The 24,754-nt window shown below is 50.7% G+C and carries 24 protein-coding genes; 16 read left to right on the top strand and 8 right to left on the bottom strand.

The window, feature by feature from the left end; translation table 11 throughout:
• Positions 1 to 291: 291 nt before the first annotated feature.
• The 6 genes from IEX02_RS07860 to yjjG all read left to right on the top strand — a co-directional run bounded on the left by IEX02_RS07860 (position 292) and on the right by yjjG (position 6,717).
• Entirely contained in the window at positions 292 to 1,107 is an 816-nt protein-coding gene (locus IEX02_RS07860; RefSeq protein ID WP_188692861.1) for a TetR/AcrR family transcriptional regulator, read from the top strand.
• Positions 1,104 to 3,437 carry an efflux RND transporter permease subunit gene (locus IEX02_RS07855; RefSeq protein ID WP_188692859.1) on the top strand — a complete coding sequence of 778 codons (2,334 nt, stop codon included), beginning with the start codon at positions 1,104 to 1,106 and terminating at the stop codon, positions 3,435 to 3,437. Before IEX02_RS07860 ends, IEX02_RS07855 begins: the two co-directional genes overlap by 4 nt.
• Entirely contained in the window at positions 3,403 to 4,200 is a 798-nt protein-coding gene (locus tag IEX02_RS07850; protein WP_188692855.1) for an outer membrane lipoprotein-sorting protein, read from the top strand. The genes IEX02_RS07855 and IEX02_RS07850 overlap by 35 nt, the downstream gene beginning before the upstream one ends.
• Positions 4,201 to 4,210: 10 nt before the next feature.
• Positions 4,211 to 5,395 (top strand): hypothetical protein, encoded by a 1,185-nt coding sequence (locus tag IEX02_RS07845; RefSeq protein ID WP_188692852.1) that lies wholly within the window; start codon positions 4,211 to 4,213, stop codon positions 5,393 to 5,395.
• Between the two features lie 98 nt (positions 5,396 to 5,493).
• A complete protein-coding gene (gene yjjX, locus IEX02_RS07840; RefSeq protein ID WP_188692850.1) occupies positions 5,494 to 6,030 on the top strand; it encodes an inosine/xanthosine triphosphatase in 537 nt (178 codons plus the stop codon).
• 9 nt (positions 6,031 to 6,039) lie between these two features.
• Complete coding sequence (gene yjjG, locus IEX02_RS07835; RefSeq protein WP_188692847.1) at positions 6,040 to 6,717, top strand: pyrimidine 5'-nucleotidase; 678 nt, start codon at positions 6,040 to 6,042, stop codon at positions 6,715 to 6,717.
• Between the two features lie 12 nt (positions 6,718 to 6,729).
• Here yjjG and IEX02_RS07830 read toward each other — a convergent pair whose 3' ends face one another.
• Both IEX02_RS07830 and IEX02_RS07825 read right to left on the bottom strand, forming a co-directional pair.
• Entirely contained in the window at positions 6,730 to 7,347 is a 618-nt protein-coding gene (locus IEX02_RS07830; protein WP_188692844.1) for a YigZ family protein, read from the bottom strand.
• Positions 7,348 to 7,400: 53 nt separating this feature from the next.
• Entirely contained in the window at positions 7,401 to 7,811 is a 411-nt protein-coding gene (locus IEX02_RS07825; RefSeq protein ID WP_188692831.1) for a hypothetical protein, read from the bottom strand.
• A gap of 95 nt (positions 7,812 to 7,906) precedes the next feature.
• Between IEX02_RS07825 and IEX02_RS07820 the strand changes: the two genes are divergently transcribed.
• Positions 7,907 to 8,185 carry a hypothetical protein gene (locus IEX02_RS07820; protein WP_188692828.1) on the top strand — a complete coding sequence of 93 codons (279 nt, stop codon included), beginning with the start codon at positions 7,907 to 7,909 and terminating at the stop codon, positions 8,183 to 8,185.
• On the opposite strand, the gene IEX02_RS07815 is transcribed toward IEX02_RS07820, so the two are convergent.
• Positions 8,146 to 8,421 (bottom strand): hypothetical protein, encoded by a 276-nt coding sequence (locus IEX02_RS07815; protein WP_188692825.1) that lies wholly within the window; start codon positions 8,419 to 8,421, stop codon positions 8,146 to 8,148. The genes IEX02_RS07820 and IEX02_RS07815 overlap by 40 nt on opposite strands.
• Before the next feature lie 314 nt (positions 8,422 to 8,735).
• Between IEX02_RS07815 and IEX02_RS07810 the strand changes: the two genes are divergently transcribed.
• Entirely contained in the window at positions 8,736 to 9,287 is a 552-nt protein-coding gene (locus IEX02_RS07810) for a TMEM165/GDT1 family protein (RefSeq protein ID WP_188692822.1), read from the top strand.
• Positions 9,288 to 9,363: 76 nt separating this feature from the next.
• Here the strand turns inward: IEX02_RS07810 and IEX02_RS07805 are convergent, their stop codons facing one another.
• Positions 9,364 to 10,107 (bottom strand): hypothetical protein, encoded by a 744-nt coding sequence (locus IEX02_RS07805; protein WP_188692818.1) that lies wholly within the window; start codon positions 10,105 to 10,107, stop codon positions 9,364 to 9,366.
• 186 nt (positions 10,108 to 10,293) lie between these two features.
• On the opposite strand from IEX02_RS07805, the gene IEX02_RS07800 reads away from it, so the two are divergent.
• From IEX02_RS07800 to IEX02_RS07780, 5 genes are read left to right on the top strand one after another with little or no spacing between them, the layout of a single operon-like run.
• Positions 10,294 to 10,980: a thermostable hemolysin gene (locus tag IEX02_RS07800; RefSeq protein WP_188692816.1), complete on the top strand. Its 687-nt coding sequence runs from the start codon at positions 10,294 to 10,296 to the stop codon at positions 10,978 to 10,980.
• On the top strand, positions 10,980 to 12,443 hold the full coding sequence (locus IEX02_RS07795; protein ID WP_188692812.1) for an AMP-binding protein: 1,464 nt from the start codon (positions 10,980 to 10,982) through the stop codon (positions 12,441 to 12,443). The genes IEX02_RS07800 and IEX02_RS07795 overlap by 1 nt, the downstream gene beginning before the upstream one ends.
• Positions 12,430 to 13,101, top strand: a complete 672-nt coding sequence (locus tag IEX02_RS07790; protein ID WP_188692809.1) for an iron-containing redox enzyme family protein — start codon at positions 12,430 to 12,432, stop codon at positions 13,099 to 13,101. Before IEX02_RS07795 ends, IEX02_RS07790 begins: the two co-directional genes overlap by 14 nt.
• 9 nt (positions 13,102 to 13,110) lie before the next feature.
• Complete coding sequence (locus IEX02_RS07785; protein ID WP_188692806.1) at positions 13,111 to 13,917, top strand: SDR family oxidoreductase; 807 nt, start codon at positions 13,111 to 13,113, stop codon at positions 13,915 to 13,917.
• A complete protein-coding gene (locus IEX02_RS07780; RefSeq protein WP_188692803.1) occupies positions 13,914 to 14,570 on the top strand; it encodes a tetratricopeptide repeat protein in 657 nt (218 codons plus the stop codon). Before IEX02_RS07785 ends, IEX02_RS07780 begins: the two co-directional genes overlap by 4 nt.
• A gap of 73 nt (positions 14,571 to 14,643) precedes the next feature.
• Here the strand turns inward: IEX02_RS07780 and fghA are convergent, their stop codons facing one another.
• The 3 genes from fghA to nhaD form a co-directional block, all read right to left on the bottom strand.
• Positions 14,644 to 15,492: an S-formylglutathione hydrolase gene (gene fghA / locus IEX02_RS07775; RefSeq protein WP_188692799.1), complete on the bottom strand. Its 849-nt coding sequence runs from the start codon at positions 15,490 to 15,492 to the stop codon at positions 14,644 to 14,646.
• A 19-nt stretch (positions 15,493 to 15,511) separates the two neighbouring features.
• A complete protein-coding gene (locus IEX02_RS07770) occupies positions 15,512 to 16,630 on the bottom strand; it encodes an S-(hydroxymethyl)glutathione dehydrogenase/class III alcohol dehydrogenase (protein ID WP_308422484.1) in 1,119 nt (372 codons plus the stop codon).
• A 98-nt stretch (positions 16,631 to 16,728) separates the two neighbouring features.
• Positions 16,729 to 18,153 (bottom strand): sodium:proton antiporter NhaD, encoded by a 1,425-nt coding sequence (nhaD, locus tag IEX02_RS07765; RefSeq protein WP_188692795.1) that lies wholly within the window; start codon positions 18,151 to 18,153, stop codon positions 16,729 to 16,731.
• Positions 18,154 to 18,547: 394 nt separating this feature from the next.
• Between nhaD and IEX02_RS07760 the strand changes: the two genes are divergently transcribed.
• From IEX02_RS07760 to IEX02_RS07750, 3 genes are all read left to right on the top strand, one after another.
• A complete protein-coding gene (locus IEX02_RS07760; protein WP_188692778.1) occupies positions 18,548 to 20,035 on the top strand; it encodes a SulP family inorganic anion transporter in 1,488 nt (495 codons plus the stop codon).
• The gene (locus tag IEX02_RS07755; protein WP_188692775.1) at positions 20,035 to 20,898 is read left to right on the top strand and encodes a universal stress protein; all 864 of its coding nucleotides are present in this window, start codon (positions 20,035 to 20,037) and stop codon (positions 20,896 to 20,898) included. Before IEX02_RS07760 ends, IEX02_RS07755 begins: the two co-directional genes overlap by 1 nt.
• Before the next feature lie 142 nt (positions 20,899 to 21,040).
• Positions 21,041 to 22,921 (top strand): PhoX family protein, encoded by a 1,881-nt coding sequence (locus IEX02_RS07750; protein ID WP_188692772.1) that lies wholly within the window; start codon positions 21,041 to 21,043, stop codon positions 22,919 to 22,921.
• Positions 22,922 to 23,518: 597 nt separating this feature from the next.
• Here IEX02_RS07750 and IEX02_RS07745 read toward each other — a convergent pair.
• Positions 23,519 to 24,322: a putative porin gene (locus tag IEX02_RS07745; RefSeq protein WP_188692769.1), complete on the bottom strand. Its 804-nt coding sequence runs from the start codon at positions 24,320 to 24,322 to the stop codon at positions 23,519 to 23,521.
• Between the last annotated feature and the right edge of the window lie 432 nt (positions 24,323 to 24,754).

Below are 24,754 nucleotides of genomic sequence, written 5' to 3'. Positions count from 1 at the left end.
TGTGAGGGTACACTCTTTTGCTTTGCCATTGTTTTATTCCGTTGCTGCCACTGCGTTAAGGCGACCGGGCTGGCTACCTTGTGAATAAATATTAATCGATCCAGGTATAAAAAGACGTATGTAAAACATACTAAGCGTATGCGTTTAGTGCATGATCTGAGCTTTGTCCCTCAGCTAAATTGATAGATGAAGCAAAAGCCGTGATAGTGAAAATTCTTTCTGCTGCCTTATTGATTTGTGTAAAACTTCTACTAAAATGACGAATCGTCAACATTGACGGTTCGTCATTTTATGGAATTTAACCTTGTTTCCAAAGATGGTCATCTATCTGACTGCCTGATGAAAAAAATCACCGGTAAACGCCAGCAAGCTATTGCTGAACGTGAGCAGGAGCTTCTGTTGTTGGCCGAGCATATTATGGCCGAGCATGGCTTTAGTGGCCTGACCATGGATAAGCTGGTGGCTGCCTGCGATTACTCCAAAGGCACGGTATATAACCATTTTTCCAGCAAAGAAGACCTGCTCTGCGCCTTGTGTATTAAAGCGATGCAAACGGAGTTGGATTTTTTTTATAAAGCCTTGAACTTCAAAGGTAATGCCAGAGAAAAATTATTGGCATTATGTTTTGCCTACCGCTTACATGCGCTGTCTCACCCCACACTGTTTTATTGCGTGCTGACATCCAAAACCCCTGCTGTTGCTGAACGAGCCAGTCAGGAGCGATTAGACATGCAATTCGTGCTGGAGCAGCAACTGGGCGAGGTCTGTAATCAGTTATTTGTCTTGGCCATTGAAAACGGGGAGTTGCAGCCTCCTGAGGGGACAACATTTACCCAACTGAGTTTTGCTGCCTGGGCCATGGCCTTTGGTTCAACGGCTTTGATGCTGGCGGCGAGCACAGCGCAATTGGTGCAGGCGCTGGAAGAGGAAAAGACCCTGATGTTTAACATGAATCTGATGCTGGATGGTATGCAGTGGCTACCGCTTTCCAGTGACTTTGACTATTGGGATAGCTGGCAGCGTGTCGGAGAAGAAGTGTTTGTCGATGAACTGTCGAAATTAAAGGAACATACCAGACACACTGGGGCGAAGGGGAAAATCACATGAGAGCGGTTTGGTTAAATGCAATATTATTGAGGCCTTGGCTGACATTAGCCCTGTGCTTATTACTGGTCGTCATGGCGGCCGTGGGAAGTAAAAATCTCTATTTCAGAGGTGACTATAAGATCTTTTTTGGGCCGGGTAATGAGCAGCTCCAGGCTTACGAAGATATGCAGAGCATTTTCAGTAAGAGTGAAAACGCCAGTATTGTGATTGCCCCTGACGAGGGAGATGTGTTTTCACCCCAAACATTGGCCCTGATAAAGGACTATACCGAGGAAGCCTGGCGAATTCCTTACGCCACTCGGGTCGATTCAATGACCAATTTTCAGCATACCTCAGCAGAGGGGGATGATCTCTTGGTCGAGGATCTGTTTGAAGATCCGCAGGGCATGAGTCAGGACGAGATACAAAATGCCAGACGAGTGGCTCTGTCTGAACCGGCGTTGGTCGATAAGATGGTGGCAGCCGATGGTAAGGCTGTCATGATCAATATTACCGTGCAGTTGCCTGACGAAGGCCTAGACCAAGCATTTAGGGATGTGGCTGGGGCGGTGCGTGAGCTTAGCAACGCGTTATCTCAAACCTACCCGAACCATCAGTTTTACCACACAGGCGTTGTATACATGAACGATGCCTTTATGACGTCCGCAGAGAATGATGCCAGTACACTAGTGCCTCTGATGTTCCTCACCGTTGTGTTGATGTTGTGGCTGCTGCTGCGTTCGTTTACCGGTACCTTATCGACCGTTATTGTGTTGATTACCACCATTGCCGCCACTATGGGGATCAGCGGCTGGATGGGCGTTTTTCTCAGTACCGCGACGGTGAACGTGCCCACGTTGGTAATGACACTGGCGGTGGCAGATTGTGTGCACGTTATTTCTTCCATGCTGTATGGCTTACGCCAGGGTAAGAGCAAGGCCGAGGCCATTCGCTATGCCATGGAGTTAAATTTAATGCCGGTGTTTATCACCAGTGTCACAACGGCTATTGGCTTTTTAACCCTGAACTTCTCCGATGTGCCTATTCTGGCCGATTTAGGTAATTTGACAGCCGTGGGCATTATGCTGGCCTTTGTACTGTCGGTCACACTGCTACCTGCGTTGTTGTTGCTGCTGCCAATGCGTGTGGCGGTTAAGCAGCAAACTTCTTCAGGACGTATGGAAGCTTTTGCTGAGTGGGTCATTACTAACCACAAAAGGTTGCTGCCGTTTACCGTCATACTGACCCTTGTGGCCATTGGTGCCACATTGAAAAATGAGGTGAATGATCAGGCCACCGAATACTTCAAACCGTCTATGCCGTTCCGCTTCGCTGCCGACTACCAGGAAGAGCATATCAGCGGCATGGCGACGATGGATTTTGGTCTGTTTATGGGGGAACCTTCGGCGCTGAATAAGCCGGATAATCTTCAGATCGTAGCAGACTTTACTCAGTGGTTGCGGGCTCAGCCCGAGATAGATCATGTTTCCAGCATCAGCGATACCTTTAAGCGCTTAAATCAAAATATGCACGGCGACGACCAAAGCTATTATCGCTTACCCGAAGACCGGGAGTTGGCCGCGCAGTATTTATTGCTGTACGAAATGTCTTTGCCTTTTGGTTTAGATCTCAACAATCAGGTTAACCTGGACAAGTCGGCTACCCGCGTTATGGCGACGCTGCAAAACCTTGGCAGCAAGGAATTTACCGCCTTTGAACAGCGGGCGTTGGATTGGTTGGCGCAGCGCGCTCCAAATATAGAAGTAAGAGCTTCCAGCCCCTCCTTGATGTTTGCTCATATAGGTGAAACCAATATGGCCAGCATGCTGCGTGGCACAGTGCTGGCGCTGATATTGATTTCCTGCTTGCTGGTTATCGCCCTGCGTTCCTGGAAAATGGGTGCCATTAGCTTGCTACCTAACTTGCTACCAGCCGGCATCGGCTTTGGTATCTGGGCGGTGATATCCGGTCAGATCAATATGGGGTTGTCGGTGGTAATGAGCATGTCCCTTGGTATCATTGTAGATGATACGGTACATTTCCTGGCCAAGTATCAAAGGGCCAGAAGGGAAGGAGCGGATGCCGAGCAAGCGGTGCGCTATGCTTTTAGTAGTGTTGGCCGCGCCTTATGGATCACCACCGTGGTATTGGTGTCCGGTTTTGCCATTTTGTCTTTGTCCAATTTTGGCGTCAACGCCGATATGGGCATGTTAACGGGCATCATTATTTTGGTTGCGTTGGCGGTAGACTTCCTGTTCCTGCCTGCCTTCCTGATGGTTTTTGATAAGAAGAGCGTGAATAAAGAGGATAACGCAGATGATACGGATAAGAAGCTTCAAGCCACTGTTTAGTGCGCTGTTAAGCCTGCTGCTGGTGGTTCAGGTGCAGGCGCAAACGGCGGAAGAAAAAGGGTTGGCTATTGCCAAAGAGCGTAAACAACGTGATCTGGGCTGGCAGGATAATCAGGCCGAAGCCAGCATGATTCTGCGTACTGCCAGTCGTCAGGAAATTGAGCGTAGGATGCGTCTGCTGACGCTGGAAGTCAAAGATGATGGCGACAAAGGCCTGACCATCTTTGATCAGCCTGCCGACGTAAAGGGCACGGCATTTTTGAATTATTCTCATGCCATCGAGCCGGATGAGCAGTGGATGTACTTACCGGCACTGAAGCGGGTGAAGCGTATCGCCTCCAAAAACAAATCTGGTCCCTTTATGGGGAGTGAGTTTGCTTTTGAGGATCTCAGCTCATTCGAGGTGGAGAAGTTCAGCTACAAATACCTGCGTGATGAACAGTATGAAGGGATGGACTGCTTTGTGATAGAACAGCAGCCTGCTTATGAGCATTCAGGTTATACCAAGTTAATTACCTGGTTGGATAAAGAGCATTATCGTGCCCAGAAGGTTGAGTTTTACGATCGTAAAGACAGCTTATTGAAAACGCTAACTATGCACGATTATCAGCTGTATCTGGATAAATACTGGCGTCCGATGAAGTTGTCGATGAAAAACCATCAGACTAGGAAAAGCACGGATTTGATTACACACGAGTTACAGTTTCGTACCGGCCTGAGCGAGAGTGATTTTAGCCAGGCGGCACTGAAACGTGCCAAATAAGGAGAGGTGGGTGAAGACATCCTTACTTACTTTGGGCGTATTGTTGGCGGGGTCTGTTATGGCAGACACGCAAACGAATATTCGCAGCGCCATTGAGCAGCGTTTTTACTTTCAGGATGGTCTGTACCCAAAGCAGCATGACAGTGATCTTTCTGTCTTTATTGAGCCGGAGTTCTACCATAGCTGGAACGATGGCGCTGATAGCGTGAACTTTAAACCGTTTTTCCGTTATGACAGTCGCGACAGTGAACGTACCCATATGGATGTGCGTGAACTGATGTGGCTGCATGTGGGGGATGCCTGGGAACTGAGAGCCGGTATCGGCAAAGTGTTCTGGGGGCAGACTGAGTCTCAGCATCTGGTTGATGTGATTAATCAAACCGATTTTGTTGAAGCCATTGACGGCGAGGAGAAGCTAGGCCAACCCATGGTGCAGTTTTCCTGGGTGCAGGACTGGGGCACCCTCAGTGTGTTTGCTTTGCCTTATTTTCGTGAGCGCACATTTAGCGGCGTGGAGGGGCGTTTTCGCACTCCGCTGCGGGTAGATACCGATAATCCGTTGTATCAGTCTGATGATGAGCAGGAACATCTGGACTGGGCGTTCCGTTACATGGGCTATCTGGGCGATACCGAAATTGGCTTGTCCTGGTTTGATGGGACTAACAGAGAGCCGGTTTTGTTGCCGGCCATGCAGGGTGATGAAGCGGTATTACGCCCTTACTACGGACAAATGCAACAGGTTGGGCTGGATATGCTGACGGTGGTTGGCGCTACCCTGTATAAGTTGGAAGCCATTCATCGTAAAACCGATCAAGACAACTTCTACGCCCTGACAGCGGGTTTGGAGCACACCAAGGTCGGGGTATTCAATACCGCCTATGACATAGGCTGGTTGATGGAATATCAGTACGATGAGCGGGATGAACTGGCTACCAGTCTGGGACAGAATGACCTGATGGTGGGGACACGCCTGGTATTCAATGATATCCGTGGTACCGAAATTCTGATTGCTTACATTCAGGATTTGGATGATAGCAGTGGTCATAGTGGTTATATCGAGGCATCTAGCCGTATTAATGATAACTGGAAGTGGCGTGTAGACGGCTGGTTTTTCAGCGCTGATACACCTTCAGACCCTGCTTATCTGCTGCGCCGCGACGACTATGTACAGCTGAGTTTGGAGTATTACTTCTAGTTTCTCTTATGCCATGACGTTATTGGTTCAAACCAAGATGGGCGACAAATTGTCATAGGGATATGGCACAATGTCGCTTTTGTCATATTGCGGAATGTATGCAAAGGCTAACCATAGTGGTGGGTTCCACCAACCCCGTTAAAGTGGCCGCAGTTAGCGGGGCATTTACGGCGCTTTTCCCGGATTATCAACTTGACTGTCAGGGAATGTCTGTTGCATCCGGTGTGGCGGCACAGCCTATGAGCGAAGCCGATACCCGTTTAGGCGCTCTTAACCGAGTAGAGGCATGTAAGGCTGTACGCAAGGCCGATTACTATGTGGCTGCCGAAGGCGGCGTGGACTGTTTTGTTGATGGTCCGGCCACCTTTGCCTATGTGGTGATCAGCGATGGTCAGCAGCGTAGTGTTGGGCGAAGTGCCAATCTGCCAATCCCCCAGCCGGTCTGGCAAGCCCTGCAACAGGGGGAAGAGTTAGGTCCGGTGATGGATCGCTTGTTCGGTGAAACTAATATTAAGCATAAGGGCGGCGCGATTGGCTTATTAACCAATGGTCGTGAAACTCGCCAGAGTGCTTATCATCAGGCGTTGGTGCTGGCTATGGCACCCTTTTTACACGCCGCTTTGTACGCTTGTTAAGGAGACGCGATGCAGTACCAATGGATCCTGTTTGACGCTGACGATACCTTGTTCGATTTTGACGCCTTTGCTGGCCTTCAACTGGCATTTTCGCGCTTTGAGCAAGGATTTGGCGAGTGGGACTTTAAGCATTTCCTGGACGTCAGTATGCCGTTATGGCGTCAGTATCAGGATGGGCAAATCAGCTCCGAGGATTTGCAGCGGCGCCGTTTTGCTCATTGGGCTGACAAGCATGAAATGTGTCCCGGTGAAATTAATACCCACTTTGTTGAAGCCATGGGTCAAACCAGTAAGTTGTTACCTGGTGCACGTGAACTGCTGGACTCCCTAAGTGGGAAAGCGACGCTGGGAATAATTACCAACGGCTTTACCCGTATGCAGCAGATGCGTCTGGACAATAATGGGGTCAGTGAGCATTTTCAACATCTGGTGATTTCCGAGCAGATTGGTGTGGCGAAACCCCATAAAGGGATTTTCGAACATACCCTGGCCTTGCTGGGCGATCCCCCCAAAGAACAGGTATTGATGGTGGGGGATAATCCCCATGCCGATGTGCTAGGGGGATTGAACGCCGGTATTCATACCTGCTGGCTAAATGTGGAAGGGCAGGTCAGGCCCGAAGGCATCGAGCCACACTATGAGATCACCGATTTGTTTCAATTGAGAAAACTGCTGGTGGGGCAATAACTGATCTTAACTTCAGTTTTTGTTGGCTTCGCTGATCTGGATTGCCCCCGCACACAAATCGGTCAGGGCTTGCAGACACTGTTGTTTTTGACTGTCTGCAATAGCAAAGTGAATGCAAACCTGGTTGGCGTAGTCGATCTTTGGCTCGTCAGTGTCAAATTGCCCTAAACAGTGACGGACGTTGGACTCTTGCGCATAGTCAAATTCGATGGTGAGTTGTGAGCGCGGTACCCATAGGTCAGTAGGCAGTTCTTTGAGTGCACCGGTAACGGCATCGGAATACGCGCGTTGCAGGCCACCGGTGCCGAGTTTTATCCCGCCGTAGTAGCGAACCACGGCAACAACAATTTCACCTATTCCCGAGTGTTCTAACACCTTAAGCATGGGCCGGCCGGCGGTGCCAGACGGTTCGCCATCATCACTCATGGAACGCACTGTGGTGTCAGGTGAACCCGCAATATAGGCCCAGCAAACATGGGCTGCCTGTGGATGAGCCAAACGCTGCTTGCGAATAAAGGCTTCCGCGGCCTCACGATCAACGGCCCGTTCTACCAGACTGAGAAATCGGCTGCGTTTAATCTCAAACTCAAACTGGTGAGGGGCGGCTGGAACGGGAAAACGACGGCTCATGGTGACACTTTATTAACGACATCGCCGCTTATTATGCCACAAAACCAAGTGGGCTAACTGAGCATTTCTTCCAGCGAAGGCGCTTGGTCTGCCTCCTCACTGGTGCCGGTCAACCAATTCAGGCCGTCCTGATAGTGATAAAAATTGCGTATGGGCAGATTACGTTGTTCCGCATAAGCTTGAATAAATTGCTGACGCGCGTCGGTAGGGTTAACGATTCTGGCTATCTGTAAGTTACAGAGCAGTGGCTCTATACTATCAAGGATTGATAGCACATTGGCGCTATCGTAGCTGAGTTGTAACTGGCGAAGGTCGATCAATACCTGTTGGCAATGATGGCGGGACGTTAAGCAGTGCAGTTTGTTGTAAAGGGAGAGAATATCGCCGGGATCGGCTACCCCCTTCGCCTCGGAGAAAAGTACATCCAGTTCTTCATCGTAACTATGGATAGCCATGAATCTCATGCTGCTCTCTCAAATTCCCTCTCTACTCAATTTGTAGCACAGAACGTGGAAGAGGCAAGTTGGCGAGGATTTTCTAGCCATTTAAGGAGAATTGAATGCAATGGTATGTTATGTCGCTGGGAGATGCCTTGTTAGCCCAGAGTAAACTGACAGAAGTACAAGAGATGCTAACCCTGGTGTGGCAAGCTGCGGAGCGGCCGGTTGATATGCAGGCGGGGTATTGCTTTCGTGGTGAAGGCTTACACTGTCAAATCGAATTGTATCTGAGTGAGCCTTTGCAATTGGCCGTGGATTTTCCTGCCGCACGGCGCTGTGGCGCTCCACCGGCAGATTTTCAGTCGTTGCTGGGAGACTCGCCTTTTGCTGCGGTCTGAACGATTTTTTGCTCAGTTTGTTCCGCTTCCATACGCATAAAGAGAAAGGTCAGGTACATCTTGGTGGGCAGTGACATGGCCATGCCCACCGCAACCAAAGAGGCGCTGATAACAATGCCCGTTACGCCAAGTGCTTCCATGGCGGGATTAAAATGCAGAAAAACACCCAGTAGTATCAGGGTGATACCTACGGCCATTAGGATCTTAAGCAGAACAATCAATTTGCTATCGGTCATTAGCCCCACCTTTTCATGACAAGTGCATTGAGCATAAATCAGACTGATTGGTACGGCTTGATCCAGGTCAGAAATCCATCAATAGCAGAAACTAAGTGAAGAGGGAAGCTGGCTGTGTTAGGCTTGCGCCCGTCTTGGGGGAGTAGCCCGCCTGCTGTCAGCAGGTAAATTTGTCAACATAGTCAGGCCTCATGCCTGTGGCAAGTTTGTATTCGCACTGGCGAATATCGGCGAGACCTAAGGCAAATGGCCACTCCAGTAGGCGGGAGAGGGTTGTTTGCCTTTGGTTATTTATCCCGCCTGAGATTATCTAAATGGAAGCACTCTTCACCTCCACCGCTGTTGTTACCCTTGCCGAAATGGGGGATAAAACTCAGCTGCTGTCGCTGTTACTGGCGGCTAAATTCCGCAACAAAACCGCCATTGTGCTGGGTATCTTGGTGGCTACCTTACTGAATCATGCTGCGTCTGCCTGGCTTGGGGCCTGGTTAGCGGGGTTTATTAATTCCGATCTTGGTCATTGGGTGCTAGCGGGCAGTTTTATCTTAGTGGGATTGTGGTTACTGGTGCCCGACAAAGAGGAAGGGGTAAGCAGTCGTTTTGATGCCTATGGCCCTTTTGTCGTCTCACTTGTGCTGTTTTTTCTGGCGGAGATTGGCGATAAAACGCAAGTAGCGACTGTGCTTTTGGCCGCAGAATACCAGTCGGTGTTGTGGGTCACATTGGGGACCACAGTAGGTATGCTATTAGCCAATGTACCGGTGGTTTATCTAGGGGCTCGTTTGATGGAAAAAATCCCTTTGAGTATCACCCGCGTGGTGGCCAGTGCGCTGTTTATCCTGATGGGGGTAATCACCCTATTGTAAATATCCGGAGATGGGGATTTGACAGCTAAATCAAGTCGACGGCGCTTCCGCTGCGCCGCCGGCCTCTGTCTTTTCATTATTCAGCTTGTTGCTGTTTTCTGATGCAGACAAGCGCAGTCAAAGCAAAAAGAACTAACCATAGGGTGCCTGGGCTGGGTATGGCTGAGGTGATAGCTTCCAGCAGACGAAACTCCATATCTTGCGCATTTAGCTCATCTGGCAGGGGTTGCCAGGATGAGTTACTGGGGTCATTGAGGTCACAGTCAACACCTGGAGTGGCGTTGATACAGCTGAATAAGTCTCCTACGCTGCCATAATCTTGTGTACTGGTTAGCAAGTTATCACCAAATGCCCAGCCAAAGTTTCCACCATTAAACAGCGTGTTTGCCACAATCAAAAAGTATTCGCCGGCTTCCAATGTCAGGTCGGCGTCAAAGGAGAATACATCGTAGCTGGATGTTTGATCAGGACCGCTGAAGCGGCCAGTTGCCAGTGCCTGTTGCGCCCCAAAGCCAGGATCGAAGTTAGGTAGCGGCGTTCCTTTTACCAATTGTACTGTCGCCTCAAAGGCGGAGGTGTGATAAAGCCCCACTTCAATGGACGAGATGCTCAACTGACGAGTCAAGGTAAATGACTGTGCCTTCCAGGCCCCTTCATTACCGCTGCCCTTCGCTGGTTGAATGGATACGTAGCCACCGTTACTGGCATCATAGCCAAAAATAGGTGCGGCGGAGACCGAGAAACAGCAAGCCAGCCCGGCCAGTAAAGCGGAGCTGAAAATACGTTTAAAGGTTAAATGAACTTGGCGAAAGGCTGACATTTAGTGACTCCCTATAAAATATTTATCTGTAAATGATGTTAGTGGGTATTTCCCTACTGGATTTAATAGCGCCAATGAGGAGTGAAAACGGACATTTTTTAATAACAGGGAAAATTAAACCTTCTTAAGAGTTCGTTAAGCTTGACCGGATATCTTCCTATCAGAAGTCAGTGATAGGAGACGTTTATGTACCAGCAAGTTATGCAGTATTGCGGCGATGTGGCCCGCCATGCCTCCGTCAAAAACGGCTGCGGTCTGACCCTGTCCAGTGCCACGACTGATAGCCCGGCCCGAGCTGAGTTGGAAGGCTTTATTAAAAAAGGCTTTGCCAAGGCCTATGACGCTGACATTCATCATTTTATGCCAACGCTACTGGCGATTAAGGGGCAGCACTATCAGGCTGCGCTTGGTTTACGCAGTGGGCGCGAATCATTGTTTGTTCAGCAATACCTTAGTGACAATGTGATGGATTGTCTGGCAGCTAGAGGCATTACTACCCAGTCGGAACGCATTGCGGAAATAGGTAATCTGTTTGCCTTGTCGCGCCGTTATGCGATGCCTTTATTTATGGCTACCACATTGTGGCTATTTCTAAATCACTACAGTCATCTGCTGTTTTGCGGTACCAATCATCTTATCGCCTTGCTGCAGCGTGAAGGGGTCAAGCTGACCTATCTGGCAGATGCCGATCCCGCTTGTTTGACCCCCTCTGATGATAACTGGGGCAGCTACTATCAAACTCAGCCAAAGGTCATGGCGTTGGATCTTAAAGATGCTATGACGCCAATGCTGGAGCGTGATTTGTTGCCAGGTCTGTTTGCTTCCTTTTGTGCTGATATCCAGACGCTAACAACCAATCTGAGGAGTCTGTAATGCAGTTCCCAGCTTGTTTGACCACACCTGATGCCATTGCCCTTTGTAGCGATGACGAGCAATTGACCTATGCACAATTGGATGAACAGGTGGCGCTTAGAGCTGCCTGGCTAAAGCAAGGTCAGACCAAGTGCGTTGGCTTGGCGCTGGAAAACAGTATCGAATGGGTGCTGATGGATCTGGCTTGCCAGCGTGCTGATGTTTGCTGTGTACCCGTACCTGTGTTTTTTAGTCAGGCGCAGCGCGAGCACCTACTCAAGGCTGCTGCCATTGACCTGATGATCAGCGCCCCGCTGGCGGGGCAGGAAAATCTGCCTTTTGGTCGCTTCTGTGCTGAATATTTCACGCCGGAAACACCGGCTCAACGCCCTAAAGGCACAGGCAAAATTACTTTTACCTCGGGGTCAACCGGCCAGCCCAAAGGGGTTTGTCTTAGTCACGCCTCTTTGCAAATCACAGCGCAGGCTCTGGTGGATACGCTGGCCATGCAAGATGTTGTGCATTTGTGCTTATTACCACTGGCGACCCTGCTGGAAAATGTGGCTGGCATCTATGCGCCGCTGCTGGCTGGCGGCAAAGTGGTTTTGGCCACTGATACCCAAAGAGGCTTTATGGGGAGCCAGCTAAAAGACGCTGCTGCCATGCTGACCCTGATTAACCGCTGGCAACCCACCAGTCTGATATTGGTGCCCGAGTTGCTGACTTTACTGATTCACGCCTGGCGACAGGGCTGGCGCGCCCCGGCCTCATTGCAATTTATTGCTGTTGGCGGTGCGACTGTGTCAGAGGCTTTGCTTAAGCATGCACAGGCTATTGGGCTCCCAGTCTATCAGGGCTATGGACTCAGTGAATGTGTTTCTGTGGTGGCCTTAAACACGCCTGCGAACAATGATCCCCAGAGTGTGGGGCGACCTCTGCCGCATAACCGCCTGGAAATTGAAGATAACGAGTTGCTGGTGCATGGCAACCTGTTTCTGGGCTATTTAAACCAACCTGAGTCTTGGTACCCGCAAGTGGTGCATACCGGTGATAAAGCCAGTTTTAAGCAAGGTTATGTGCGTATTGATGGGCGGTTTAAAAATCTGCTGATTAACTCGCTGGGCAGAAATATCTCTCCCGAATGGGTAGAAGCTGAGGTGATGGCCAGTGGCCTCTTTAAGCACGTGATGGTGCTGGGCGACAGCCAGCCTTTTTGCAGTGCGTTATTGGTGCCAGCACAAGACGCCTTACCTTTTGCTTTGGTTGAGGCTGCCATTGACGCCACCAACGCCCGTCTACCTGACTATGCCAAGATCAAAGCCTGGCATTTGCTAAACGCAGCAGAAATACAGGATGCCAGTTTATTTACTGCTAATGGCAAATTAAAGCGCGATGCCATGTCTGAGCGCTTTGCTGTACAGATCAATGCCTTTTATCAGATTGAAAATAACGTTGAATCAGGAGCTTATCATGAAGCTATATGAAAGATTACAAGCCCAAACCCGCAGCGAACGTGAATACCTGCTGTCGGCCCCTATCATTCAGCGCTGTTTTCGCGGTGAGTTTGACCTCAACGATTACGTCGCCTTTCTGCAACAAGCCTTTCACCATGTGAAGCATACCGTGCCCTTATTGATGACGGTGGGTGGGCGTTTACCCGAAAGCAAAGAATGGTTGCGCGAGGCCGTGGGCGAATACATTGAAGAGGAAATGGGTCACCAGGAATGGATCCTCAATGACATTGCCGCCTGTGGCTATAACAAGCAACAAGCCAGGCAAAGTACGCCCTCCGCTGCTACCGAACTGATGGTGGCCTATGCCTATGATGCGGTACAACGGGTTAATCCGCTGGCATTCTTTGGCATGGTGTTTGTACTGGAAGGCACCAGTATTGCTCTGGCAGATAATGCGGCCGCACAAATTCAGGGCAAGCTGGACTTACCAACCAAAGCTTTCAGTTATCTGCGCTCACACGGTGCCCTTGATCAGGAGCATATTGTGTTTTTCGAAAACCTGATGAACCAGATTGACGATGAAGCCGAGCAGGAAGTGATTCTGCATGCCGCTCGCATGTTCTTCCGCCTGTACGGCAATATCTTCTATGAGTTGGACCCTTGTCATGGTCTGGCTCAAGCTGCCTAGGAGCCTGTTATGAATTGGGCAAATCAACATTGTTTGCTGACCGGTGCCAGTGGCGGTATAGGTCAGGCCATCGCACGTACCCTGGCTGAATCTGGCGTGCAGCTGATTCTGCAGGGCCGTAACGAACAGGCCTTACAAGCGTTGGCCAACAGTCTGCCGGGAACCCACCAGATTGTGGTGGCCGACATCAGCTCAAGTCAGGGACGTGATGAATTAATCCGTCAGTTGGCGCGTTTTCCTGCCATCAGTATGCTGATTAACAACGCTGGCATTGCGCCTTTTGGCGAGTTGCAGAGCATGTCTGATGAGGATTTAGAGCAGACCATTCAGACCAACCTGCTCGCGCCTATGGCGCTGATAAGGGCCTTGTTGCCAGCCATGAAGAAACGCTCCGAGGCATATATAGTCAACGTCGGTTCCACATTCGGCAGCATAGGCTTTGCCTGCCAGAGCCTGTATTGCGCCAGCAAGTTCGGTTTGCGCGGTTTTACTGAAGCCCTGCAACGAGAACTGGCAGGGTCTTCGGTAAACGTGTTCTATCTGGCTCCTCGGGCCACGCAAACCACGATAAACAGTGACGACGTAGTGGCCATGAATAAGGCCCTGGGTAACCAGGTGGATAGCCCAGAGTTGGTTGCCAAGGCCCTCAAGGCGCAATTGCAACAAGGGCTGCGGCGTAAATTTATTGGCTTCCCAGAGAAGCTATTTGTTCGAATTAATGGGGCGTTCCCCTCTTTAGTGGATAACGCCTTGGTTAAGAAACTGCCCATTATTAAGAAATTTGCTGCACAACATGCGAAGGAGATCCTGGTATGACTATGCTAAAACGTCCTCTAATTGCACTAGTGGGTGGTCTGTCGTTAATACTGACATCCGCCGCCAACGCGAATGAATGGCCACAACTGTTAGCGGTTCAGCAGCAGTGGGCTGTAGTGAATTACACGCTAGCTGAACAAGAACGGGATAAGGCCTTTGATAACCTTATCGCTGAGGCTCAAACCCTGACGCAATCCGAACCGCAGCGCGCAGAAGGCTGGATTTGGTTGGGCATCAGCCAATCCAGCGCCGCCGGTGCCAAAGGCGGACTGGATGCGCTGGGGCTGGCTAAGCAAGCCAAAGCCTCGCTGGAAAAAGCCATTAGTCTGGATGAGAAGGCGCTGAGCGGCTCTGCGCTCACCAGCCTTGGTGTGCTATATCACAAGCTACCTGGCTGGCCGATAAGTTTTGGCAGTGATAAGAAAGCCGAAAAGCTGCTTAAGCAAGCGCTGGAAATGAACCCCAAGGGTATTGATCCAAACTATTTCTATGGGGAATTCTTATTTGATGACGGCAAATACGCTAAGGCCAAAGAACATTTGTTGTTGGCTAAGCAGGCCGAGCCTCGTCCAAACCGCCCGTTGGCTGACAGTTCACGGCAGAAAGAAATAGATATGTTGCTAACTAAGGTGGAGAAAAAGCTTTCCCGCTAATCGGTCATAGGTTGCAACCCAGTGTAAAAAAGCCGGTGCATTACACCGGCTTTTTTATGTTTGAACGCTGGATTTATCGCAGATGCTGAGCATGAAAACGCAAATGGTCTTCAATAAAACTGGCGATAAAGTAGTAGCTGTGGTCGTAATCCGCATGGTAGCGGAACTCTGCTGGCACATTTCGCTGCTCACATAAGGCCTGCAACGGTCGACTGAGCTTTTGCGAGTCCAAAAAGTTATCTGCCAATCCTTGGTCAACTAGCATCGGCATTGTCCAGTTTGTCCCCGCTTCACTCAACAAGGCGCACGCATCGTATTGTTGCCACTGGCTGCTATCATCGCCCAGATAGGCGCTCAGTGCTTTTTGCCCCCAGGGACATTCAGTGGGGTTAACTATCGGTGCAAAGGCTGACACCGAGCTATAACGTTCTGGATTACGCAGTGCCATGATTAACGCGCCGTGGCCGCCCATAGAATGACCGGCAATTGCGGCCCTGGCTAATTTAAAATTGGCGTCGCAAAGCTTGGGCAATTCGTCGGCTATGTAGTCATACATGCGGTAATGTTCAGCCCAGGGGGCCTGGGTGGCATTAACATAGAAGCCAGCCCCTAAACCCAAGTCATAAGCACCGTCTGGGGCATCGGCCACCCCCTCACCGCGTGGGCTGGTGTCAGGAATAATCAGGATGATACCCAGTTCTGCCGCCACACGTTGGGCACCGGCTTTGCTGGAAAAGTTTTCATCGCTGCAGGTTAGCCCTGACAACCAGTAAAGCACGGGCAGGGCTTGACCTTGTTTGGCTTGTGGGGGTAGGTAGACCGAAAATTGCATATCGCAGCCCAAGGTCTGTGATGCATGGCTAAAGCGTTTTTGCCAGCCGCCAAAACACTTAACCGCAGATAATTCTGTTAGTTGGCTCACATCTCTCTCCTGTGGGCTATTAATAGTGAATCACGCTACGAATGGATTTCCCTTCGTGCATTAAATCAAAGGCCTTGTTGATATCTTCAAGGGGCATGGTGTGGGTGATAAAGGTGTCCAGTTCAAATTCACCGTCCATATAACGCTGCACGTAGTCAGGCAGTTGGCTGCGGCCTTTGACGCCACCAAAAGCGGTGCCGCGCCAGACCCGGCCGGTAACCAGTTGGAAAGGGCGGGTGGAAATTTCCTGACCGGCACCGGCCACCCCGATAATCACCGACTCGCCCCAGCCTTTGTGGCAGCATTCCAGTGCCGACCGCATCACATGCACATTGCCAATACATTCAAAGGAGTAATCCACGCCGCCGTCGGTCATTTCAACAATGACCTCTTGAATAGGTTTGTCGAAGGCTTTGGGATTTACCGTATCTGTCGCGCCCAGTTGCTTGGCAGTATCGAATTTATCTTCGTTGATATCAATGGCGATAATGCGGCCTGCGCCGGCCATACGTGCGCCAATCAGCACCGACAGGCCGATGCCGCCAAGACCGAACACGGCGACGGTATCGCCTGGCTGAACTTTGGCTGCATTGCTAACGGCGCCCATGCCGGTGGTGACACCACAACCGAGCAGACAGACTTTTTCCAGTGGCGCGTCTTTGGGGATTTTGGCCAAGGCAATTTCAGGTACGACGGTATGCTCGGCAAAGGTAGAGGTGCCCATGTAATGGTAAATCGGCTGGCCATTTTTGCTAAAACGGCTGGTGCCGTCAGGCATTAATCCTTTGCCCTGAGTAGCACGGATAGCCTGGCAGAGGTTGGTTTTTCCTGATTTACAGAATTTACACTCACCACATTCCGGGGTGTAGAGCGGAATAACGTGGTCGCCTACCGCGAGGGTAGTGACACCTTCACCCAAAGCTTCCACTATGCCAGCGCCTTCATGGCCCAAAATGGCCGGGAAGATACCTTCTGGATCCTCTCCTGAGAGGGTAAAGGCATCGGTATGACAGACACCGGTGGCAACGATACGGACTAATACCTCACCTTTTTGCGGCGGCATTAGCTCCACTTCTTCGATAGATAAAGGTTTACCGGCTTCCCAGGCCACGGCTGCGCGGGTTTTGATAGAGTTCACTTATTATCCTTTCCTGCTTTACGGTTTCACTTAGTGTAACAAGCAGGAAAGGATTTAGCTCAATTTAGCCTGCGAGGTGCGCCTTATGGCTAGCCTGATCAGACAAAAAGATGGCTGTTCAGGTACAGATGCAATATGACTCCCGCTCCATAACCAAGCAGTATAACTGGTGCCCACTTAAGGTGGCTGGCAAAGGTATAGTACTGACGGGCTTGTCCCATCAGCGCAACACCGGCCGCCGAGCCGATGGACAGTAAGCTGCCGCCAATACCGGCTGTCAGAGTGATCAAAAGCCATTGGCCGTGAGACATTTCCGGCATCATGGTTAATACGGCGTACATAACCGGAATGTTATCAATAACCGCAGACATCAGGCCTAGCACTACGTTAGCGGCGGTGGCATTCCAGTCGTTGTAGAGGAAGTCAGACATAATGGCCAGATAGCCGATAAAACCCAGGCCACCCACACACATCACCACGCCATAGAAAAACAACAGCGTGTCCCACTCGGCCCGGGCCACCCGGTTGAATACATCAAAGGGTACAACAGTGCCCAGTCTCGACAGCTTGTCCATATCACCTTCGCGTTCCGCGAGGGCTTTCTTTCTGGCCAAAGAGCCGGGGAGCGTGACACGCAGGAAATAACCAAAGAATTGCAGGTAACCCAGGCCCATCATCATGCCCAGTACCGGCGGTAGATGGAAAAGGGTTTTTAACACGACGGCCGTGGCTATGGTTAACAGGAACAAAAACAAAATACGCAGAGCACCGCGTTTTAGTTCAACGCTTTCGCTAATGTTGCCAGGGCGCTTATCGGGCACAAACAGCGACATAAACAGTGCCGGAACCAGATAGCTGACTAAGGCTGGCAGGAAGAGTACGAAAAACTCAGTAAAGGCGACCACATTGGCCTGCCAAACCATCAAGGTGGTGATGTCGCCAAAGGGGCTGAAAGCGCCACCGGCGTTAGCCGCAACCACTATATTTACGCAGCTCATGGCAATGAATTTAGCGTCGCCGTCGGCCACTTTCATCACCACGGCACAAAGCAGCAGTGCCGTGGTCAGGTTGTCGGCAACCGGTGAGATAAAAAAAGCCAGGACGCCACTAAGCCAGAACAACTGCTTATAGCTAAAACCTCGTTCAACCATCCAGGCGCGTAAACCGTCAAACAGGCGGCGCTCTTCCAGGGCATTGATGTAGGTCATGGCCACCAGCAAAAACAGCATCAACTCAGCAAATTCCAGTAGGGCGTGGCGAAAGGCGTCGGTGCTTTGTTCATGCAGCCCGGCATTGGTATATTGCCAGGCGATCAGGGTCCAGATAAGCCCGGCAGCAACCAATACAGGTTTGGACTTACGTAAGTGTATTTTCTCTTCCAGCATCACCAAAACATAGGCCACCACAAAGATGGCAATACAGGCGAAACCTGTCGCCGTGGCAGTGATGTCCAGGTCGTTACTTAACGCCAGGGCTTGCGGGCTGAAAGACAATAATATTAGTACAGCGATACTCCAGTGCATAAGGCTAAGATCCCAAAAAAGTTATCGATAGTAGTGTGAGTTGAGGTGCCAATGGTGCGATAAACTGCTGGAATAATAAGACCAAAAGCGGAAGGCATTGTATTTAAGCTAGTGCCTGACTGCAATTTGCCTTTGGTAGTAGATAGCGCCGACAGCAATAGTTGCGCCTGGTATGAGGGGATGGGATGTGCTTTGCCAGGTTGTCAGCGCCCCGATAGCTGCGTATGATCTTTCGCCTTTCAACAACGGATAAATGCCCTAATGCTGCGGCTGCGCGCGCAGCTTAAGCACGCTTTTTTACTTTTGCATGACTGCGCTGGTGCTAATTAATGGTCGCTTAAGGGGCATTTTTATTGTGGCTGGCCGTTTAGCTGTTAAACAACGAGACTTGATTATGTTATTACACTCAACCCGACAAGATTGGCTGGGCAACGTGCGCGCCGACTTGCTGGCCGGCCTGGTGGTGGCGCTGGCCCTGATCCCTGAGGCCATTGCCTTTTCCATTATCGCCGGGGTCGACCCCAAAGTGGGCCTGTATGCGTCTTTTTGTATCGCCACTATTATTGCCTTTGTGGGGGGCAGACCGGGAATGATCTCGGCCGCCACCGGAGCGATGGCGCTGGTAATGGTGACACTGGTCAAAGAACATGGTTTGCAGTATTTGCTGGCCGCGACCTTGCTGACTGGTGTGCTGCAGATACTGGCAGGGTATCTTAAGCTGGGTAGCCTGATGTCTTTTGTGTCCCGCTCTGTGGTGACGGGCTTTGTCAACGCCCTGGCGATTTTGATTTTTATGGCTCAGCTCCCTGAACTTACTAACGTCACCTGGCATGTCTATGCTATGACCGTTGCCGGTCTTGGCATTATTTACCTGTTTCCCTATGTGCCGAAAATCGGCAAGGTCATCCCCTCACCGTTAGTCTGTATCCTGTCTATGACGGTGGTGTACTTGTTACTGGGATTGGATATCCGCACCGTCGGTGATATGGGCGAACTGCCAGATGCCTTACCGGTATTTTTATGGCCGGATGTACCACTGAATCTGGACACCTTGTGGATAATCCTACCTTACTCGGCGGCGCTGGCGGTGGTTGGTCTCTTGGAGTCGTTAATGACCGCCACTATTGTGGATGATTTAACCGATACCCAAAGTGACAAAAATCGCGAATGTAAGGGGCAGGGTATCGCCAATATTGGCGCCGGTTTACTGGGGGGAATGGCAGGTTGTGCCATGATTGGTCAGTCTGTGATCAATGTGAAATCCGGCGGGCGAGGACGCTTATCTACCCTGGTGGCGGGGGTGTTCTTGCTAATTATGGTGGTGTTCCTGAGCGACTGGATCCGGCAAATTCCGATGGCGGCGCTGGTGGCAGTGATGATTATGGTGTCCATCGGTACCTTCAGTTGGGACTCGGTAATAAAACTGAAAACCTATCCCATGTCTTACAATATTGTGATGCTGGCCACGGTATTGGTGACGGTCTTTACCCATAACCTGGCTTATGGGGTGTTTGTTGGCGTGTTGCTGGCGTCGCTGTTTTTCGCTAATAAGGTCAGTCATATTCTCTACCTGGATACCAGTCTGGATAGCGAAAACAGCACCCGAACTTACAAAGTGATTGGCCAGGTATTTTTCAATTCAGCCGATAAATTTGCCGCTGGTTTTGACTTCAAGGAAGTGGTTGATAAAGTAGTGATTGACCTGAGCCGGGCGCATTTCTGGGATATCTCTGCAGTGGATGCGCTGGATAAAGTCGTGCTTAAGTTTCGTCGCGAAGGCGCGGATGTCGAGCTTATTGGCCTTAATCAGGCCAGCGAAACCATAGTGGACCGTTTTGGCAAACATGATAAACCGGAAGAGATTGAGAAGGTGCTGCATTAATGGTAAACGACAACAGAAAAGTATTAGCTGGTATTGACGGTTCTTCCATCAGTGCGGCGGTTGCCGATTATGCAGCCTGGATCGCCGGCCGGGTCACGGCGCCGCTCAAGTTATTGCATAACCTGGAGCATCGAGAGCCGGTAGTGGTATCGGACTTGTCCGGTAATATCGGTTTTGGTAGCCGTGAGCATTTACTGGAAGAGCTGACCGAACTGGAGGCCAAACGCAGCAAAATTATGCTTGAGCAGGGCAAGCAGGTGCTGAGTAACGCGGCTGACAGAGCTATCGCTATGGGGGTAACAGATGTTAAGCAGTGTCAGCGCCATGGTGGTTTGACCGAAACCCTGGTGGAGTTGGAGGATGAGATCCGGGTGTTGGTGCTGGGTATTCGCGGTGAAGATCATGCAGACCAGCCCGGTCGCCTGGGCAACCAGCTTGAAATGGTGCTGCGTTCATTGCACCGTCCTATTCTGGTGGTTAATCACGAGTTTGAAAAACCCGAGCGTATTATGCTGGCCTACGATGGCAGTCAGGCAGCCTGTCGGGCATTGGAGCTACTGACCAGCAGTCCACTGTTTAAGGGCATGGTTTGCCACTTAGTTTATGTGGGGGATGATGTCGAGAAAGGCCGCGACATTCTGCAAAAAGGCGCGAATGCTCTGATTGGTGCTGATATTGAGGTTGTACAAGCTAATTTGCACGGTATCCCGGATCAGGAACTGTTGACCTATCAACAGCAGCACGGCATTCAAATGCAGGTAATGGGTTCTTTTGGACACAGCCGTTGGCGTGAAATGCTGCTGGGCAGCTTCACGTTAAAAATGTTGGCGCAGGCCAAGGTGCCGCTTTTGTTATTAAGGTAATTTCATCGTAAATCAGCGGCTTGTCATCGAACTGTCATGCCGCTGTCATCAACAGCTTTTAGTCTCCTGCGCTTTTAATACCGAACCTGACCAGCTCCTATTGGCACTTGTCAGGTGTTAATGCTCAGCTATAGAGACTTTTATGCCGCAAAAATCATCTTCTTCCCCAGATTTTCAATCTGTTCTGGCCGTACGCCTGTCCCGCCGTGACACCCTGAAAGGACTGGGGCTTGGCGGCGCTACCATGATGCTGGGAGCGTGTAGTATCAATACGTCATCGGCCTTAGCGCCGGTGAATAAGGCGCAAGGCTCACTGACCTTTACCGAGCTGGCTCATGGCCTGGATCCTTACCTGTCGGTGTCACCTGGCTATCAGGCGCAAGTTTTGGTCAGTTGGGGAGACGCGCTTTTCCCTAACACCCCGGCCTTTGATCCCAACATGCAAACCGAACAGCGTCAGCTCAAGCAGTTTGGTTACAACAATGATTTCATCGGCTTTGTTTCTTTACCCTTGGGGTCTAGCGCGTCGGATCGTGGCCTGTTGGTGGTCAATCATGAGTATTGCAGCTCAGAGATGATGTTCCCTGGTTCTCCCTCGGAGATGGCGCTCAGTGAGGAGCAAACGAATGTGAATATTGCTGCCCATGGTCTGAGCGTGGTGGAGATTGCGCTCCAGGCCGATGGTCAGTGGCAGTTGGTGTTAAATTCACCTTATAACCGTCGTATCACGCCGCATACGCCCATGCAAATGACCGGCCCTGCTGCCGGTAGCCGTCGTCTGTTTACCCGCTACAGCACCGATGGGATACAAACCCGTGGTACCTATGGAAACTGCGCCGGTGGCGTAACGCCCTGGGGCACTATTCTGACCGGCGAAGAGAATGTGGATGGTTTCTTTGGGGGGGACTTCAGTGCCAGTAACGAAGGGGAAAACTATCGTCGCTTCGGCATGGCCAGTGATTTCCGTTGTAGTTGGGGTTTACACCATGAGCGTTGGGATATGCGCCATAATCCGGCCGAACCTATGCATGTGGGCTGGGTGGTGGAAATCGATCCATATGACCCACAATCCGTGCCGAAAAAGCGAACCGCACTGGGGCGCTTTAAGCACGAAGGCGCCAATGTGTTTGTTAATGCAGACAACAAAGTCGTGGCCTACAGCGGCGACGATCAACAATTTGAATATTTGTACCGTTTTATCAGCAAAGGTTACTACCAGCCAGATAACCGTCAGGCCAATTTGAGCCTGCTGGATGAGGGAACTCTATACTGCGCGCGCTTTGCGGCCGATGGCAGCATGCAGTGGTTGCCGCTGGTATTTGGTCAGGGACCACTAACGCCGGAAAATGGATTCCATAGTCAGGCGGATGTGCAGCTGGATTGTAGAAAAGCCGCCGACTTACTTGGGGCGACACCAATGGACAGGCCCGAAGATGTAGAGGTTAACCCGGTAACTGGTCAGGTTTATGTGATGCTGACCAACAACAGCAGACGTACTGAAGCTCAGGTGGATGGCCCTAATCCCCGCGCCGAGAACCGAGCTGGCCAGGTATTGGAAATGACACCGCCCGGCGGCGATCACTGTGCCGAGCAGTTTAACTGGGAGCTATTACTGGTTGCCGGTAAAAAAGGTCAGGCGGGTACTCAATATCACCCGGATATCAGTGAGAATGGTTGGTTAGCTTGTCCTGACAACTGTGCCTTTGATAGCCTGGGGAACTTATGGATAGCGACGGATGGTGCGGAGTCAGCGGGTATTGCGGATGGCATCTGGGCCACCGAGGTGAATGGACCCAACCGGGCGCTCACCAAGCGCTTCCTGCGTACCCCCCAGGGCGCAGAACTCTGCGGGCCGTTTTTCACCCCGGACACACAAAATCTATTCTGCTCCGTACAGCACCCGGGCGGCGGCAGCAGTTTTGATAACCCTAAAACACGTTGGCCGGATTTCAGCGATGACTTACCGCCCAGACCTTCTGTGGTGGTGGTTACCAAGCAAGGTGGCGGACGTATCGGCAGCTAGCTGCCCGTCCTGAACATCGCCGACGAATGCTCCTGCAACGTCGTCATTCAGTCCTTCCATGGACATCGCCGCTCTTTGCCATCCATACCACGGTGGTAGACGACCGCCAAGGATGGCGGAAGTGCAGAAAACGCAGGAGCAGTTTTCGGCCGACCGCCAAGGATGGCGGAAGTGCAGAAAACGCAGGAGCAGTTTTCGGCCGACCGCCAAGGATGGCGGAAGTGCAGAAAACGCAGGAGCAGTTTTCGGCCGACCGCCATGGACGGCGGAAGTGCAGATCGTGCAGGAGCACCATAGCGTATGGAACGCTATGGAACAGCTTTAGCTGGCCTGCAGCGCAGGTAAGCTACATGGAAGTAGCTTATAATTATCTGCCCGTTCATCCTGAACATCGCCGCTCCTTGGCATCTATGCCACCGCGGCATACGACCACCAGGGATGGTGGAAGTGCAGATCATGCAGGAGCAATTATCTGCCCGTTCATCCTGAACATCGCCGCTCCATGGCATCCATGCCACCGCGGCATACCGTTCATCCTGAACATAAAAAAGCGGAGCCTGGGCTCCGCTTTCTTGTCAGTCAATTATCGGGTGATAATTAGAACTGGCCAATCAGGCTGATGCTGTAGATATCCGCATCATTTTCGTCAGCACTGGCGTAAGCAGCAGATACCGCCCAGTTAGTGTTGAAGTAATGCTTGGCGTTGATACCCCATACATCGTCGCTCGCTTCGTCAGCGTAGCTCAGACCAACAGACGTCATAGTAGTGAAGTAGTAGTCACCGCTGATACCCCAGTCAGTGTCACCGTCGTTGTCAGTAACAGACAATTCGGCAGCAACAAAACGGTCTTCGCCCAGTGCGCTGAAGTATTTGCTTGAAGCAGTCCATACGTCGAACTCGTCGTCAACGTTCAGGCTGAAACCAACATAGTCAACACCGCCCAGAGAGTGGGTGTACTGAGCACCGAAAGTGGCGAAACCACCTTGCTCCAGGTCAGTGTAGTCAGCTTTTACCAAGAAGTTAGGGTTGATCAGGTAACCCAGGGTGACTTTGCTGCTGTCAGCGTCAAAGCTGCCAACTTCGGCGCGGTTATACTCAGCACCAAACAGGAAGTTGTTGTAGAACAACTCACCGCCGATAGTCAGGTCGTTAACGTCACCTTCACTGTCAATGTACGCACCGTAAACATTGGTTTTGTCATTGATATAGGACAATTCAGCCAGTGGGCCCAATACCGCTTTCTTGTCGAAGTAATAGGTGGAGCTGATACCTAGAATGTCATTGTCATTCTGGCCTACTTCTGCACGGGTATAGTTCAGTTCACTGAACAGGTTATATTCTTGTGCAACTACAGGAGAAGAAAGTAGAAGAGAAGTCAGCACTACATTAATTTTTTTCATGATGTTCCTTTATCTGTTGTTTGGCAAACTAGTTTGCGGCGCGAATCCTAGCGACTGCGATAATGTAATGGAAGCCCTAATTCACGTGGTTTTCAGAGGAATTGTTTCAACTGATGTCTAATCCACCAGTATTGCAATAAAAGTGTCACAAATGTGATCTAGCATGCGCCTCGGGTTACTTTTTATTAACCAAATGAGCGTTGGTGACAGCTTGTTACTTTCTATGCTGAGGTCTTTTTTTCACCAAGTTTGCTGCGATTTTCAGAAGTAACAAGTTGCCTAAAGGACGTAATTTTAAATAACCGGCATTATTCATTGGAGATGCGCGGTTAAGTGACATAAACTGAATTTGTCCCCCCGCTAAAGGACTGATCTCGAGCAATAAAGTTTTGCTCGAGAGGACGTAATTTAAGGATGTAATTTTCCGTTGTG

Source organism: Bowmanella pacifica, assembly GCF_014645355.1.
GTDB lineage: Bacteria > Pseudomonadota > Gammaproteobacteria > Enterobacterales > Alteromonadaceae > Bowmanella > Bowmanella pacifica.
This window is presented reverse-complemented; position numbering and strand designations above follow the sequence as displayed.

Coding starts and splice junctions, on each gene's coding strand:
- IEX02_RS07820 (WP_188692828.1), top strand. CDS start 7,907: ATGCAATGGTATGTTATGTCGCTGGGAGATGCCTTGTTAGCCCAGAGT.
- yjjG (WP_188692847.1), top strand. CDS start 6,040: ATGCAGTACCAATGGATCCTGTTTGACGCTGACGATACCTTGTTCGAT.
- IEX02_RS07755 (WP_188692775.1), top strand. CDS start 20,035: ATGGTAAACGACAACAGAAAAGTATTAGCTGGTATTGACGGTTCTTCC.
- IEX02_RS07745 (WP_188692769.1), bottom strand. CDS start 24,322: ATGAAAAAAATTAATGTAGTGCTGACTTCTCTTCTACTTTCTTCTCCT.
- IEX02_RS07800 (WP_188692816.1), top strand. CDS start 10,294: ATGTACCAGCAAGTTATGCAGTATTGCGGCGATGTGGCCCGCCATGCC.
- IEX02_RS07760 (WP_188692778.1), top strand. CDS start 18,548: ATGTTATTACACTCAACCCGACAAGATTGGCTGGGCAACGTGCGCGCC.
- IEX02_RS07825 (WP_188692831.1), bottom strand. CDS start 7,811: ATGAGATTCATGGCTATCCATAGTTACGATGAAGAACTGGATGTACTT.
- IEX02_RS07795 (WP_188692812.1), top strand. CDS start 10,980: ATGCAGTTCCCAGCTTGTTTGACCACACCTGATGCCATTGCCCTTTGT.
- IEX02_RS07830 (WP_188692844.1), bottom strand. CDS start 7,347: ATGAGCCGTCGTTTTCCCGTTCCAGCCGCCCCTCACCAGTTTGAGTTT.
- IEX02_RS07815 (WP_188692825.1), bottom strand. CDS start 8,421: ATGACCGATAGCAAATTGATTGTTCTGCTTAAGATCCTAATGGCCGTA.
- IEX02_RS07855 (WP_188692859.1), top strand. CDS start 1,104: ATGAGAGCGGTTTGGTTAAATGCAATATTATTGAGGCCTTGGCTGACA.
- IEX02_RS07805 (WP_188692818.1), bottom strand. CDS start 10,107: ATGTCAGCCTTTCGCCAAGTTCATTTAACCTTTAAACGTATTTTCAGC.
- nhaD (WP_188692795.1), bottom strand. CDS start 18,153: ATGCACTGGAGTATCGCTGTACTAATATTATTGTCTTTCAGCCCGCAA.
- IEX02_RS07750 (WP_188692772.1), top strand. CDS start 21,041: ATGCCGCAAAAATCATCTTCTTCCCCAGATTTTCAATCTGTTCTGGCC.
- IEX02_RS07785 (WP_188692806.1), top strand. CDS start 13,111: ATGAATTGGGCAAATCAACATTGTTTGCTGACCGGTGCCAGTGGCGGT.
- IEX02_RS07860 (WP_188692861.1), top strand. CDS start 292: ATGGAATTTAACCTTGTTTCCAAAGATGGTCATCTATCTGACTGCCTG.
- IEX02_RS07780 (WP_188692803.1), top strand. CDS start 13,914: ATGACTATGCTAAAACGTCCTCTAATTGCACTAGTGGGTGGTCTGTCG.
- IEX02_RS07810 (WP_188692822.1), top strand. CDS start 8,736: ATGGAAGCACTCTTCACCTCCACCGCTGTTGTTACCCTTGCCGAAATG.
- IEX02_RS07850 (WP_188692855.1), top strand. CDS start 3,403: ATGATACGGATAAGAAGCTTCAAGCCACTGTTTAGTGCGCTGTTAAGC.
- yjjX (WP_188692850.1), top strand. CDS start 5,494: ATGCAAAGGCTAACCATAGTGGTGGGTTCCACCAACCCCGTTAAAGTG.
- IEX02_RS07790 (WP_188692809.1), top strand. CDS start 12,430: ATGAAGCTATATGAAAGATTACAAGCCCAAACCCGCAGCGAACGTGAA.